The following is a 14,289-nucleotide window of genomic DNA, read 5'->3' on the forward strand; positions in this document are numbered from 1 at the left end:
CATCCCTGTGAACGGTGCAACAGCGCACGCACTTTTTCATCGATATTCGCCGTTACACAGCGCTGTTAAGATCGACACATGAACGAGCTGGCCACCATCACTTCCCTTTCCGATCCCGCGATGCAGCGAATTCTCGACGTCACCAAGCCGTCGAGATCCAGCATCAAGACGGTATTGATCGAGGACACCGAACCCCTCATGCAATGCCTGGGAGCGGGGGTCGAATTCATCGAGGTGTACGGAAGCGACAGCACTCCGTTCTCTCCCGAACTGCTCGACCTCTGTCGGCAGCGAAATGTTCCGGTCCGTCTCGTCGAATCGTCGGTCGTCAATCAGCTGTTCAAAGGGGAGCGAAAGGCCAAGACATTCGGTATCGCCCGCGTCCCCCGGCCGGCTCGGTTCCAGGACATCGCGGAGCGCGGCGGAGACGTCGTCGTACTCGACGGCGTGAAGATCGTCGGGAACATCGGCGCGATCGTGCGGACTTCCCTCGCACTGGGGGCCTCAGGGATCGTCCTGGTCGACAGCGATCTCGCCACCATCGCCGACCGGCGTCTGCTGAGGGCCAGCCGGGGCTACGTCTTCTCCCTTCCCGTCGTTCTCGCCAGTCGCGAGGAAGCGGTCGCCTTCGTCCGCGACAACGAAATTCCGTTGATGGCGTTCGAAGCGGGCGGTGAACTCGCGGTCAAGGACCTCGGTGACAAACAGGAGCGGCTGGCCCTGTTGTTCGGCAGCGAGAAGGGCGGACCCTCCGAATTGTTCAAGAAGACGTCCGCCACAACGGCTTCCATCCCGATGATCAATTCCACCGAGTCTCTCAATGTCTCGGTCTCGGTCGGTATCGCGCTGCACGAGCGAATCCAGAGGAATTTCGCCGTCAGCCGCTGACCGCAGTACCGCCAACAGCAAAAGGGCCCGTACGACCAAAGTCGTACGGGCCCTTTCAGGAGCTCTCAGCGGAGCTACCAGGTCAAGTCAACAAGCTCACTTGTTGATCTTGGTGACCTGGCCGGCGCCCACGGTCCGGCCACCCTCACGGATGGCGAACTTCAGGCCCTCCTCCATGGCGACGGGCTGGATGAGCTCGACCTTCATCTCAGTGTTGTCGCCCGGCATGACCATCTCCGTGCCCTCGGGGAGGGTCACAACACCGGTCACGTCAGTCGTACGGAAGTAGAACTGCGGACGGTAGTTGTTGAAGAACGGCGTGTGGCGGCCACCCTCGTCCTTGGACAGGATGTACGCCTGCGCCTCGAACTCGGTGTGCGGGGTGACAGAGCCCGGCTTGATGATGACCTGGCCGCGCTCGACGTCCTCGCGCTTGATGCCACGAAGCAGCAGACCGACGTTCTCACCGGCCTGACCCTCGTCGAGCAGCTTGCGGAACATCTCGATGCCGGTGACCGTGGTGGTGGTCTTCTCCTGCTTGATGCCCACGATGTCAACGGTCTCGTTGACCTTGAGGACACCGCGCTCGATGCGACCGGTGACGACGGTGCCACGACCGGTGATCGTGAAGACGTCCTCGATCGGCATCAGGAACGGCTTGTCGACGTCACGCTCGGGCTGCGGGATCGCCTCGTCGACGGCCTTCATCAGCTCGAGGACGGAGTTGCCCCACTCCTTGTCGCCCTCGAGAGCCTTGAGCGCCGAGACCTTGACGACCGGCAGGTCGTCGCCCGGGAACTCGTACTCGGAGAGCAGCTCACGGACCTCGAGCTCGACGAGCTCCAGGATCTCCTCGTCGTCCACCATGTCGGCCTTGTTCAGGGCGACGACGATGTAGGGGACGCCGACCTGGCGGGCCAGGAGCACGTGCTCCTTGGTCTGCGGCATCGGGCCGTCGGTGGCGGCGACCACGAGGATGGCGCCGTCCATCTGCGCCGCACCCGTGATCATGTTCTTGATGTAGTCCGCGTGACCGGGGCAGTCGACGTGCGCGTAGTGACGCGTCTCCGTCTGGTACTCGACGTGCGCGATGGAGATGGTGATACCGCGCTGGCGCTCCTCAGGAGCCTTGTCGATCTGGTCGAAGGCCGAGGCCTCGTTCAGGTCCGGGTACGCGTCGTGCAGCACCTTGGTAATGGCGGCCGTGAGGGTCGTCTTACCGTGGTCGATGTGACCGATGGTGCCGATGTTGACGTGCGGCTTAGTCCGCTCGAACTTCGCCTTCGCCACTGGGGTCCTCCTGTGGAGTGGTTCTGTACGCCTTACTCATCGGCGCCAGGTGATCTTTGCTGGAAAGCCGGGGCCCGGGGCACTCCAGCCACGATGGTGACGGAATGCCCCAGCAAGCTCCGGAGTCAAGCCTAAAGCGTGAACTCGGGTGAGTTACTCGCCCTTGGCCTTCGCGATGATCTCCTCGGCGACGTTCCGGGGAACCTCGGCGTAGGAGTCGAACTGCATCGAGTAGCTCGCGCGACCCGATGTCTTGCTGCGGAGGTCGCCGACGTAGCCGAACATCTCCGACAGCGGAACCAGGCCCTTCACGACGCGGGCACCGGCACGCTCCTCCATGGCCTCGATCTGACCACGTCGGGAGTTGATGTCACCGATGACCTCGCCCATGTAGTCCTCGGGCGTGGTGACCTCTACGGCCATCATCGGCTCGAGCAGTACGGGGCTGGCCTTGCGCGCGGCCTCCTTGAAGGCCTGCGAACCGGCGATCTTGAACGCGAGCTCGGAGGAGTCGACCTCGTGGTAGGCGCCGTCGATGAGCGTGACGCGAACGCCCGTCATCTCGTAACCGGCGAGGATGCCGAACTGCATGGCCTCCTGGCAGCCGGCGTCGACCGAAGGGATGTACTCCTTCGGGATGCGACCACCGGTCACCTTGTTCACGAACTCGTACGAGGCGTCGCCGCCCTCGATCGGCTCGATCGCGATCTGCACCTTGGCGAACTGGCCAGTACCACCAGTCTGCTTCTTGTGCGTGTAGTCGACACGCTCGACGGCCTTGCGGATCGTCTCGCGGTAGGCCACCTGCGGCTTGCCGACGTTGGCCTCGACCTTGAACTCGCGCTTCATGCGGTCGACCAGCACCTCGAGGTGCAGTTCGCCCATGCCGCCGATGATGGTCTGGCCGGTCTCCTCGTCCGAGTGGACCTGGAAGGAGGGGTCCTCCTCCGCGAGACGCTGGATGGCGACACCCAGCTTCTCCTGGTCACCCTTGGACTTGGGCTCGATGGCGACCTGGATGACCGGCGCCGGGAAGTCCATGGACTCCAGGATCACCGGCTGCTTGTCGTCGCACAGCGTCTCACCGGTCGTGGTCTGCTTCAGGCCCATCACAGCGACGATGTCGCCGGCGCCCACCGCCGCGATCTCCTCACGCTTGTTCGCGTGCATACGGTAGATCTTGCCGATGCGCTCCTTCTTGCCCTTGACCGGGTTCAGCACCGCGGTGCCGGTCTCCAGGCGGCCCGAGTAAACCCGGACGAAGGTGAGCTTGCCCAGGTGCGGGTCGCTCATGATCTTGAAGGCAAGGGCAGACAGCGGCTCGTCCTCGGACGGCTTGCGCTTGACGACCAGCTCCGGGTCCTTGACGTCGTGGCCCTCGATGGCCTCGACGTCCAGCGGAGTCGGCAGGTAGCGCACGACCGCGTCGAGCAGGGGCTGGACGCCCTTGTTCTTGAACGCGGTGCCACAGAACACCGGGGTGACCGTGGTGTCGTTGGACTTGCCGGACGCGATGGTGATGCGACGGATCGCGGCGTACAGCTGCTCCTCGGTGGGCTCAACGCCCTCCAGGTACAGCTCCATGATCTCTTCGTCGTTCTCCGCGACGGCCTCGAGCAGCTTGCCGCGCCACTCCTCGGCGGCCTCGGCGTGCGTGGCCGGGATGTCGACGGTGTCGTACATCTCGCCCTTCGCCGCCTCGGCGGACCACACGAGCGCCTTCATGCGGACCAGGTCCACTACGCCCTTGAAGTCGGCCTCGGCACCGATCGGCAGCTGCATGACGATCGGCTGGGCGCCCAGGCGGTCCGAGATCATGTCCACGCAGCGGTGGAACTCGGCGCCGGTACGGTCCAGCTTGTTGACGAAGCAGATGCGCGGCACGCCGTAACGGTCGGCCTGACGCCACACCGTCTCGGACTGCGGCTCGACACCGGCGACGCCGTCGAACACCGTCACGGCACCGTCGAGCACGCGCAGCGAGCGCTCCACCTCGACGGTGAAGTCGACGTGACCCGGGGTGTCGATGATGTTGATGGTGTAGTCGTCGTTGTTCAGCGGCCAGTGACAGGTGGTGGCAGCGGAGGTGATCGTGATGCCACGCTCCTGCTCCTGCTCCATCCAGTCCATGGTGGCAGCGCCGTCGTGGACCTCACCGATCTTGTAGGAGACGCCGGTGTAGAACAGGATCCGCTCGGTGGTGGTCGTCTTGCCCGCGTCGATGTGGGCCATGATCCCGATGTTCCGGACCCTGGCCAGGTCAAGTGAAGTGGTAGCCATAAGGCTTCGGTCTTCTCTCGGTCTCGATGTGGGTAGCGACTACCAGCGGTAGTGCGCGAAGGCCTTGTTGGACTCGGCCATCTTGTGGGTGTCCTCGCGCTTCTTCACGGCCGCGCCGAGGCCGTTCGAGGCGTCCAGAAGTTCGTTGAGCAGACGCTCGGTCATGGTCTTCTCGCGACGGGCGCGGGAGTAACCGACCAGCCAGCGCAGCGCCAGGGTGTTGGCACGACCGGGCTTGACCTCGATCGGAACCTGGTAGGTGGCGCCACCGACACGGCGGGACTTGACCTCGAGGGTCGGCTTGATGTTCTCCAGCGCGCGCTTCAGCGTGATGATCGGGTCGTTGCCCGTCTTCTCACGCAGACCCTCCATGGCGCCGTACACGATGCGCTCGGCGGTGGAGCGCTTGCCGTTCAGCAGCACCTTGTTGATGAGGGAGGTCACCAGAGGAGAACCGTAGACCGGGTCGATGATGACCGGGCGCTTCGGGGCGGGGCCCTTACGAGGCATTCTTACTTCTCCTTCTTGGCGCCGTAGCGGCTGCGGGCCTGCTTGCGGTTCTTGACACCCTGGGTGTCGAGCGAACCGCGGATGATCTTGTAACGAACACCGGGCAGGTCCTTCACACGGCCGCCACGCACGAGCACGATGGAGTGCTCCTGCAGGTTGTGTCCCTCACCCGGAATGTAAGCGGTGACTTCGATCCCGCTGGTCAGACGCACACGCGCGACCTTACGCAGGGCCGAGTTCGGCTTCTTCGGGGTGGTCGTGAACACACGCGTGCAGACGCCGCGACGCTGAGGGGAACCCTCGAGTGCGGGCGTCTTGTTCTTCTCGACCTTGTCCTGCCGGCCCTTGCGGACCAGCTGCTGGATCGTAGGCACTACTTCTCCGGTTTCTGTGTGCCGATGGTGAAGCTAACCTGGAACGTTGCCGACCCACGCGGTCGGGTGTGTCGAATGCTGCAGACTCCCGCCGCAAGGCAGAAAGAGCGCAGATTACGGTGGCCGGTGAAGGATCCCGTTGCGGTCTGAAGGCACGCACGGGAGCCAGGGCACACCCCAGGCACAAGGTCTGAGCGTACCTACCTCATACGCTGCGGTCAAAACAAATGGGCGCCGCCCAGAACCTGGCCGTCAGGCACCCGAGGCTGAGGCCACGAGCAGGAGCATCAGGAACAGGGCCCAGCCCGCGACGGACAGCCAGCCGAGGATCAGTCCGGCCATCGCGAAGCCCTCGCCGCCCTCGCCGGTGCGGCGTATCTCGGTGCGTGCCGTATGGCCCAGGATCACGGCGGGCAGGCCGGTGATACCGAAGGTCATCGTGGTGAGCACACCACAGACCATGGAGCCGACCGCCTTGCCGTTGGTGGGCGGCGGCGGCGCGGGCAGGAACGTCCTCGGCACCGGCGCCGAGGCGGCCATAGGCACCGGCATGGGGCCCTGCGGCAGGTCGGCGACGAGCAGGGCCAGCTCGCCGACTGTACGGGCCTCGTAGGCCCTCGCGATCCGCTTCTCGAGCTCCGCCTGCTGCAGGCGTCCCTCACCGAAGCCGGCTCTGAGCACGTCGACGGCGCGCTCCCGGTCGGCGTGGGAGGCGAGCATCGACGAACTGCTCTGGCCCTGCCACGGCTGCGGGCTGTTGCCGCCCTGCCATGGCTGCCACTGCGATGGGTACGACACGGACACCTCCCCCGGGGCTGAATGCCTCCATCATCCTCTAACGCGCCAATATCGGCATCGGTTCCCTGGCCCGCTTTTTCATTTCCGTAAAGGCACGCAGCACGCAGCACGCCGAAGGGCGGCCACCCCGTACGAAACGGACTGACCGCCCTTCAACTCAAGCTGCTCGCTTACTGGTTGTACGGACCGTAGTCGTAGTCCTCCAGCGGAACGGCCTGGCCGGAGCCCGTGCCGAACGGCGAGTAGTCGATGTCGTCGTAGCCGACGGCCGAGTACATCGCGGCCTTGGCCTCCTCGGTCGGCTCGACCCGGATGTTGCGGTAGCGGGACAGGCCCGTACCGGCCGGGATGAGCTTACCGATGATGACGTTCTCCTTGAGGCCGATCAGGGAGTCGGACTTGGCGTTGATCGCCGCGTCCGTGAGGACCCTGGTCGTCTCCTGGAAGGACGCCGCCGACAGCCACGACTCGGTCGCCAGCGAGGCCTTGGTGATACCCATCAGCTGCGGACGGCCGGAGGCCGGGTGGCCGCCTTCCTGCACCACACGACGGTTCTCGGTCTCGAACTTCGAGCGCTCCACGAGCTCGCCGGGCAGCAGCTCGGCGTCGCCGGACTCGATGATCGTCACGCGGCGGAGCATCTGCCGGATGATGATCTCGATGTGCTTGTCGTGGATCGACACACCCTGCGAGTTGTAGACCTTCTGCACCTCGCCGACCAGGTGGACCTGAACGGCCCGCTGACCGAGGATGCGCAGCACGTCGTGCGGGTTGGTCGCACCATAGGTGAGCTTCTGGCCCACCTCGACGTGGTCGCCCTCGCGCACCTGGAGCTTGGCACGCTTCGAGATCGGGTACGCCGTCTCGTCGCTGCCGTCGTCCGGGGTCACGACGAGCTTCTTGGTCTTCTCGGTCTCCTCGATCCGTACGCGGCCGGAGGCCTCGGAGATCGGGGCGACACCCTTAGGCGTACGAGCCTCGAAGAGCTCGACGACACGGGGCAGACCCTGGGTGATGTCGTCACCGGCCACACCACCGGTGTGGAAGGTACGCATCGTCAGCTGCGTGCCGGGCTCACCGATGGACTGGGCAGCGATGATGCCGACCGCCTCACCGATGTCGACCAGCTTGCCGGTGGCCAGCGAACGGCCGTAGCACATGGCGCAGGTGCCGACGGCGGACTCACAGGTCAGGACCGAGCGGGTCTTGACCTCCGACACGCCGTGCTTGACCAGTTCGTCGATGAGGACGTCACCCAGGTCGGTGTTGGCGGGGGCCAGCACCTTGCCGTCGGCGACGATGTCCTCGGCCAGCGCACGGGCGTACACGCTGGTCTCGACGTTGTCCGCCTTGACCAGGTTGCCCGCCGCGTCGCGCTCCGCGATCTGCAGCCTGAGGCCACGGTCGGTGCCGCAGTCCTCCTCGCGGATGATGACGTCCTGAGAGACGTCGACCAGACGACGGGTGAGGTAACCCGAGTCGGCGGTACGCAGGGCGGTGTCCGCCAGACCCTTACGGGCACCGTGCGTGGAGATGAAGTACTCCAGCACGGAGAGACCCTCACGGAACGACGCCTTGATGGGCCGCGGGATGGTCTCGTTCTTGGCGTTCGACACCAGACCGCGCATACCGGCGATCTGACGCATCTGCATCATGTTCCCTCGGGCGCCCGAGTTCACCATCATGAAGATCGGGTTCGTCTTCGGGAAGTTGTCGTTCATCGCCTCGGCAACCTCGTTGGTCGCCTTGGTCCAGATCGCGATGAGCTCCTGCGTGCGCTCGTCCTTGGTGATCAGACCGCGCTCGTACTGCTTCTGGACCTTCTCGTCCTGCGCCTCGTACCCCTTGACGATCTCCTTCTTCGCCTCGGGAACGACGACGTCGGAGATGGCCACGGTGACGCCGGAACGGGTCGCCCAGTAGAAGCCGGCCGCCTTCAGGTTGTCGAGCGTCGCCGCCACGATGACCTTCGGGTAGCGCTCGGCGAGGTCGTTGACGATCTCGGAGAGCTGCTTCTTGCCGACCTCGTAGTCGACGAACGGGTAGTCCTCGGGCAGCAGCTCGTTGAAGAGCGCACGGCCCAGGGTCGTCCGCAGGCGGAAGGTGTCACCCTGCTGCCACTCCGGCTCGCCCTCCTCGCGCGCCGGCGGGGTCCAGCCGCGCGGCGGGATGGTGCCCACCGGGAAGCGGATGTCCACGCGCGACTGCAGCGAGAGCTCGCCCGCGTCGAACGCCATGATCGCCTCGGCCGCGGAGCCGAAGGACCGGCCCTCGCCCTTGACGTCCCGCATCTCGCCGTCGGTGGTGAGGAAGAACAGACCGAGGACCATGTCCTGGGTCGGCATCGTCACCGGACGGCCGTCGGCGGGCTTGAGGATGTTGTTCGAGGACAGCATCAGGATGCGGGCCTCGGCCTGCGCCTCCGCGGAGAGCGGCAGGTGCACGGCCATCTGGTCACCGTCGAAGTCCGCGTTGAACGCGGTGCAGACGAGCGGGTGGATCTGGATGGCCTTGCCCTCGACCAGCTGCGGCTCGAAGGCCTGGATGCCGAGGCGGTGCAGCGTGGGCGCACGGTTCAGCAGAACCGGGTGCTCAGCGATGACCTCTTCGAGGACGTCGTACACGACCGTACGGCCGCGCTCCACCATGCGCTTCGCGCTCTTGATGTTCTGCGCGTGGTTCAGGTCGACCAGGCGCTTCATCACGAACGGCTTGAAGAGCTCCAGCGCCATCGCCTTCGGCAGACCGCACTGGTGCAGCTTCAGCTGCGGACCGACGACGATCACGGAACGCGCCGAGTAGTCGACTCGCTTACCGAGCAGGTTCTGCCGGAAGCGACCCTGCTTGCCCTTCAGCATGTCGCTGAGGGACTTCAGGGGGCGGTTACCGGGGCCGGTCACCGGGCGACCGCGACGACCGTTGTCGAAGAGGGCGTCAACAGCCTCCTGAAGCATGCGCTTCTCGTTGTTGACGATGATCTCGGGCGCGCCGAGGTCGAGGAGCCTCTTCAGACGGTTGTTGCGGTTGATCACACGGCGGTACAGGTCGTTCAGGTCGGAGGTCGCGAAGCGGCCACCGTCCAGCTGCACCATCGGGCGAAGGTCCGGCGGGATCACCGGCACGCAGTCGAGCACCATGCCCTTGGGGCTGTTGGAGGTCTGCAGGAACGCAGACACGACCTTCAGCCGCTTCAGCGCACGGGTCTTCTTCTGGCCCTTGCCGGTACGGATGATCTCGCGGAGGCGCTCGGCCTCCTCGTCGAGGTCGAAGGACTCCAGGCGCTTCTGCAGGGCAGCCGCACCCATGGAGCCGTCGAAGTACGTGCCGAAGCGGTCACGCAGCTCGCGGTAGAGGAGCTCGTCGCCCTCCAGGTCCTGGACCTTGAGGTTCTTGAAGCGCGTCCACACCTCGTCGAGCCGGTCGATCTCGCGCTGCGCACGGTCACGCAGCTGCTTCATCTCCCGCTCGGCGCCTTCGCGCACCTTGCGGCGTACGTCGGCCTTGGCGCCCTCGGCCTCGAGCTCGGCCAGGTCGGTCTCGAGCTTCTTGGCACGGGCCTCGAGGTCGGCGTCGCGACGGTTCTCGACCTGCTGACGCTCCACGGAGACATGCGCCTCCAGGGAGGGCAGATCGCGCGTACGGCGCTCCTCGTCCACGTACGTGATCATGTACGCGGCGAAGTAGATGACCTTCTCGAGGTCCTTCGGGGCGAGGTCGAGCAGGTAGCCAAGGCGCGACGGAACACCCTTGAAGTACCAGATGTGGGTAACGGGAGCGGCCAGTTCGATGTGGCCCATCCGCTCACGACGCACCTTGGCGCGAGTGACCTCGACGCCGCAGCGCTCGCAGATGATGCCCTTGAACCGGACACGCTTGTACTTGCCGCAGTAGCACTCCCAGTCCCGGGTCGGACCGAAGATCTTCTCGCAGAAGAGTCCGTCCTTCTCGGGCTTGAGGGTGCGGTAGTTGATGGTCTCCGGCTTCTTGACCTCACCGTGGGACCACTGACGAATGTCGTCAGCAGTAGCGAGGCCGATCCGCAGCTCGTCGAAGAAGTTGACGTCGAGCACTGGTCGTCAATCCCTCTTTCGGGGTCGATTCTTCAATGGTCTGACTTGGGTCCGGGGTTAGCCGGGGCTCTTGTTCAGGGAGCCCCGGCCAGACCCGTCAGACCTCTTCGACGCTGCTCGGCTCACGCCGGGACAGGTCGATACCGAGCTCCTCCGCGGCGCGGAAGACGTCCTCGTCCGTGTCGCGCATCTCGATGGACATACCGTCCGAGGACAGCACCTCCACATTGAGGCAGAGCGACTGCATCTCCTTGATGAGCACCTTGAAGGACTCGGGGATGCCGGGCTCGGGGATGTTCTCGCCCTTGACGATGGCCTCGTAGACCTTCACGCGGCCGGTGACGTCGTCGGACTTGATGGTCAGCAGCTCCTGGAGGGCGTACGCGGCGCCGTAAGCCTCCAGCGCCCACACCTCCATCTCACCGAACCGCTGGCCACCGAACTGAGCCTTACCACCCAGCGGCTGCTGGGTGATCATCGAGTACGGACCGGTCGAGCGGGCGTGGAGCTTGTCGTCGACCAGGTGGTGGAGCTTGAGGATGTACATGTAGCCGATCGAGATCGGCTCCGGGAACGGCTCGCCGGAGCGGCCGTCGAACAGCTTCGCCTTGCCGGACGGGAGGACCATGCGGTCGCCGTCGCGGTTCGGGACAGTGTGCTCCAGCAGACCGGCCAGCTCGTCCTCGCGGGCACCGTCGAAGACCGGGGTCGCCACGTTCGTACGCGGGTCGACCTGGTCGGCGCCGATGACCTGGAGGCGCTGAGCCCACTCGTCGGCGAGTCCGGAGACATCCCAGCCCTGGCTGGCGAGCCAGCCGAGGTGGATCTCCAGAACCTGTCCCGGGTTCATTCGGGACGGCACACCCAGCGGGTTGAGGATGATGTCGACCGGGGTGCCGTCCTCCAGGAACGGCATGTCCTCGATCGGCAGAATCTTGGAGATGACACCCTTGTTGCCGTGGCGGCCGGCGAGCTTGTCACCGTCGGTGATCTTGCGCTTCTGCGCCACGTACACGCGCACCAGCTGGTTCACACCGGGGGGCAGCTCGTCGCCCTCCTCGCGGTCGAAGACGCGTACGCCGATGACCTTGCCGGTCTCGCCGTGCGGCACCTTCAGCGAGGTGTCACGGACCTCACGGGCCTTCTCACCGAAGATCGCGCGCAGCAGGCGCTCCTCCGGCGTCAGCTCGGTCTCACCCTTGGGGGTCACCTTGCCGACGAGGATGTCGCCCGCGATGACCTCGGCGCCGATGCGGATGATGCCGCGCTCGTCGAGGTCGGCCAGGACCTCCTCGGAGACGTTCGGGATGTCCCGGGTGATCTCCTCGGGGCCGAGCTTGGTGTCACGGGCGTCGACCTCGTGCTCCTCGATGTGGATCGAGGAGAGGACGTCGTCCTGCACGAGGCGCTGCGACAGGATGATCGCGTCCTCGTAGTTGTGACCCTCCCAGGGCATGAAGGCGACGAGCAGGTTCTTGCCCAGCGCCATCTCGCCTTCCTGGGTGGCGGGACCGTCGGCGAGCACCTGGCTCTCGACGATCCGGTCGCCCTCGTGGACGATGACCTTCTGGTTGACCGAGGTGCCCTGGTTGGAACGGGAGAACTTGGCAACCCGGTAAGTGGTGTATGTGCCGTCGTCGTTGGCCACGGTGACGTAGTCCGCGGAGACCTCCTGGACCACACCCGCCTTCTCCGCCTTGATGACGTCACCGGCGTCGACGGCGCAGCGGTACTCCATGCCCGTACCGACGAGGGGAGCCTCGGCGGTGATCAGCGGCACGGCCTGACGCATCATGTTCGCGCCCATGAGGGCACGGTTGGCGTCGTCGTGCTCGAGGAACGGGATCATGGCGGTCGCGACCGACACCATCTGGCGCGGGGAGACGTCCATGTAGTCCACGTCGTCACCGGGGACGTAGTCGACCTCGCCACCACGGCGGCGAACCAGCACGCGGGACTCCTCGAACCGCATGTCGTCCGACAGCGGCGCGTTGGCCTGCGCGATGACGAAGCGGTCCTCCTCGTCGGCGGTCAGGTAGTCGACCTCATCGGTGACGAAACCGTCGGTGACCCGGCGGTACGGCGTCTCGACGAAGCCGAACGCGTTGACCCGGCCGTACGAGGCGAGCGAGCCGATCAGGCCGATGTTCGGGCCTTCCGGGGTCTCGATCGGGCACATGCGGCCGTAGTGCGAGGGGTGCACGTCACGGACCTCGAAGCCGGCCCGCTCACGGGAGAGACCACCCGGGCCAAGAGCCGACAGACGGCGCTTGTGGGTGAGACCCGACAGCGGGTTGTTCTGGTCCATGAACTGCGACAGCTGGCTGGTGCCGAAGAACTCCTTGATGGAGGCGACGACCGGCCGGATGTTGATCAGCGTCTGCGGCGTGATCGCCTCGACATCCTGAGTCGTCATACGCTCACGGACAACGCGCTCCATACGCGCCAGACCCGTACGGACCTGGTTCTGGATGAGCTCGCCGACGTTACGCAGACGACGGTTGCCGAAGTGGTCGATGTCGTCGGTCTCGACGACGATCGACGTGCCGTTTTCACCCATAACGGTCTCGGTCTCACCGGCGTGCAGCTTCACCAGGTACTTGATCGTCGAGATGATGTCCTCGACGGTCAGGATCCCGGCGTCCAGCGGGGCGTCGCCGCCCAGCTTTTTGTTGACCTTGTAGCGGCCGACCTTGGCGAGGTCGTAACGCTTGGGGTTGAAGTAGAGGTTCTCGAGCAGCGTCTGCGCGGCCTCACGGGTCGGGGGCTCGCCCGGACGCAGCTTGCGGTAGATGTCGAGCAGTGCGTCGTCCTGGCCCTGGGTGTGGTCCTTCTCCAGGGTGGCGCGCATGGACTCGTACTCGCCGAACTCCTCGAGGATCTGCTCGGTCGTCCAACCGAGAGCCTTGAGCAGAACGGTCACGGACTGCTTGCGCTTACGGTCGATGCGTACACCGACCATGTCGCGCTTGTCGATCTCCATCTCCAGCCAGGCGCCCCGGGACGGGATGACCTTCGCGGAGAAGATGTCCTTGTCGGACGTCTTGTCGATGGAGGAGTCGAAGTAGACACCCGGCGAACGGACCAGCTGCGACACCACGACACGCTCGGTGCCGTTGATGACGAAGGTGCCCTTGTTCGTCATGAGCGGGAAGTCGCCCATGAAGACGGTCTGGGACTTGATCTCGCCGGTCTCGTTGTTGGTGAACTCAGCGGTGACGAAGAGCGGGGCGGCGTACGTGAAGTCGCGCTCCTTGCACTCGTCGATGGAGTTCTTCGGAGGCTCGAAACGGTGGTCGCGGAAGGTCAGCGACATCGACCCGGAGAAGTCCTCAATCGGAGAGATCTCCTCGAAGATCTCCTCCAGGCCAGACTTGGTGGGGACGTCCTGTCCGCTTTCCAGAGCCGCCTCGACACGAGCCTTCCACGCGTCGTTACCGAGCAGCCAGTCAAAGCTCTCGGTTTGCAGCGCAAGAAGGTTCGGAACCTCGAGGGGCTCCTTGATCTTTGCAAAGGAGATGCGCAGCGGGGCAGTGCTGGCGCCGTTGTTCGTATTCGCGGTCGAGGCAGTGCGCGAGGCGGCCAAGAGGGGGTCCTTCCGAGGGCTCGGACTCACTACGCGCGTACCGGTCCCAAGCCGGGCACAGAGACAGACGTTTCCTGAATCAGCCAAAGAAGGCCAGGTCAGAACCGTTTCAATCCACAGTGCTCAAGCGAGGGCATGCCCCTGGTGACGGGCAGGAGGCAGCTAACAGGCAGCGCAAAGGGTCAGTGTAGCCAATAGGCCCACTGATGTCCAGAGCGGGTTTTTGAAGACCCTCGTTGTTCTCAACCCCTGCTGCAAGCCACGCCCTCAATGCACATCGATACTTCCCTCTTCGCCGTCGATCCATGCCTCGGATCCGGATCGTTGTGACGACGCGTCCTGAGAATTGCGCGCTGCGTGCGGTTCGTCAAGGCCCCCCATGCCCAAACCGGGTGCTGCGATCGTCACTTGCAGCCCGGTCTGCTGCCCGTCACCGAGGCGGCCGGAGGCACAACGAAGATCACCATACTCGCCGCGACCTACAGCGCAAGGC

Annotated in this window: 8 protein-coding genes; 1 reads left to right on the forward strand and 7 read right to left on the reverse strand. The window is 65.0% G+C overall.

Translation table 11 applies throughout. The features are described from left to right. The first annotated feature begins 78 nt into the window (after window positions 1-78). Window positions 79-888, forward strand: coding sequence for an NshR/TsnR family 23S rRNA methyltransferase (gene nshR / locus ACGFNK_RS27350; protein ID WP_393420042.1), 810 nt, complete (start codon window positions 79-81; stop codon window positions 886-888). Window positions 889-984: 96 nt separating this feature from the next. Here the strand turns inward: nshR and tuf are convergent, their stop codons facing one another. The 7 genes from tuf to rpoB all read right to left on the reverse strand — a co-directional run bounded on the left by tuf (window position 985) and on the right by rpoB (window position 13,796). Further along, complete coding sequence (gene tuf / locus ACGFNK_RS27355) at window positions 985-2,178, reverse strand: elongation factor Tu (RefSeq protein WP_033319627.1); 1,194 nt, start codon at window positions 2,176-2,178, stop codon at window positions 985-987. Window positions 2,179-2,331: 153 nt separating this feature from the next. Then, window positions 2,332-4,458, reverse strand: a complete 2,127-nt coding sequence (fusA, locus tag ACGFNK_RS27360; RefSeq protein WP_386340848.1) for an elongation factor G — start codon at window positions 4,456-4,458, stop codon at window positions 2,332-2,334. A gap of 39 nt (window positions 4,459-4,497) precedes the next feature. After that, window positions 4,498-4,968, reverse strand: a complete 471-nt coding sequence (rpsG, locus tag ACGFNK_RS27365) for a 30S ribosomal protein S7 (RefSeq protein ID WP_003992340.1) — start codon at window positions 4,966-4,968, stop codon at window positions 4,498-4,500. A gap of 2 nt (window positions 4,969-4,970) precedes the next feature. Next, window positions 4,971-5,342, reverse strand: coding sequence for a 30S ribosomal protein S12 (rpsL, locus tag ACGFNK_RS27370; protein WP_003948652.1), 372 nt, complete (start codon window positions 5,340-5,342; stop codon window positions 4,971-4,973). Between the two features lie 252 nt (window positions 5,343-5,594). After that, window positions 5,595-6,140, reverse strand: coding sequence for a DUF1707 and DUF4190 domain-containing protein (locus ACGFNK_RS27375; RefSeq protein WP_386340847.1), 546 nt, complete (start codon window positions 6,138-6,140; stop codon window positions 5,595-5,597). 170 nt (window positions 6,141-6,310) lie between these two features. Then, the gene (locus tag ACGFNK_RS27380; protein ID WP_386340845.1) at window positions 6,311-10,210 is read right to left on the reverse strand and encodes a DNA-directed RNA polymerase subunit beta'; all 3,900 of its coding nucleotides are present in this window, start codon (window positions 10,208-10,210) and stop codon (window positions 6,311-6,313) included. Between the two features lie 97 nt (window positions 10,211-10,307). Then, complete coding sequence (gene rpoB / locus ACGFNK_RS27385; RefSeq protein ID WP_386340843.1) at window positions 10,308-13,796, reverse strand: DNA-directed RNA polymerase subunit beta; 3,489 nt, start codon at window positions 13,794-13,796, stop codon at window positions 10,308-10,310. Between the last annotated feature and the right edge of the window lie 493 nt (window positions 13,797-14,289).

Origin of the sequence: Streptomyces sp. NPDC048825, assembly GCF_043198355.1 — a bacterium.
In the GTDB taxonomy this organism is placed as follows: domain Bacteria; phylum Actinomycetota; class Actinomycetes; order Streptomycetales; family Streptomycetaceae; genus Streptomyces; species Streptomyces xiangluensis.

Coding starts and splice junctions, on each gene's coding strand:
- nshR (WP_393420042.1), top strand. CDS start 79: ATGAACGAGCTGGCCACCATCACTTCCCTTTCCGATCCCGCGATGCAG.
- fusA (WP_386340848.1), bottom strand. CDS start 4,458: ATGGCTACCACTTCACTTGACCTGGCCAGGGTCCGGAACATCGGGATC.
- rpsG (WP_003992340.1), bottom strand. CDS start 4,968: ATGCCTCGTAAGGGCCCCGCCCCGAAGCGCCCGGTCATCATCGACCCG.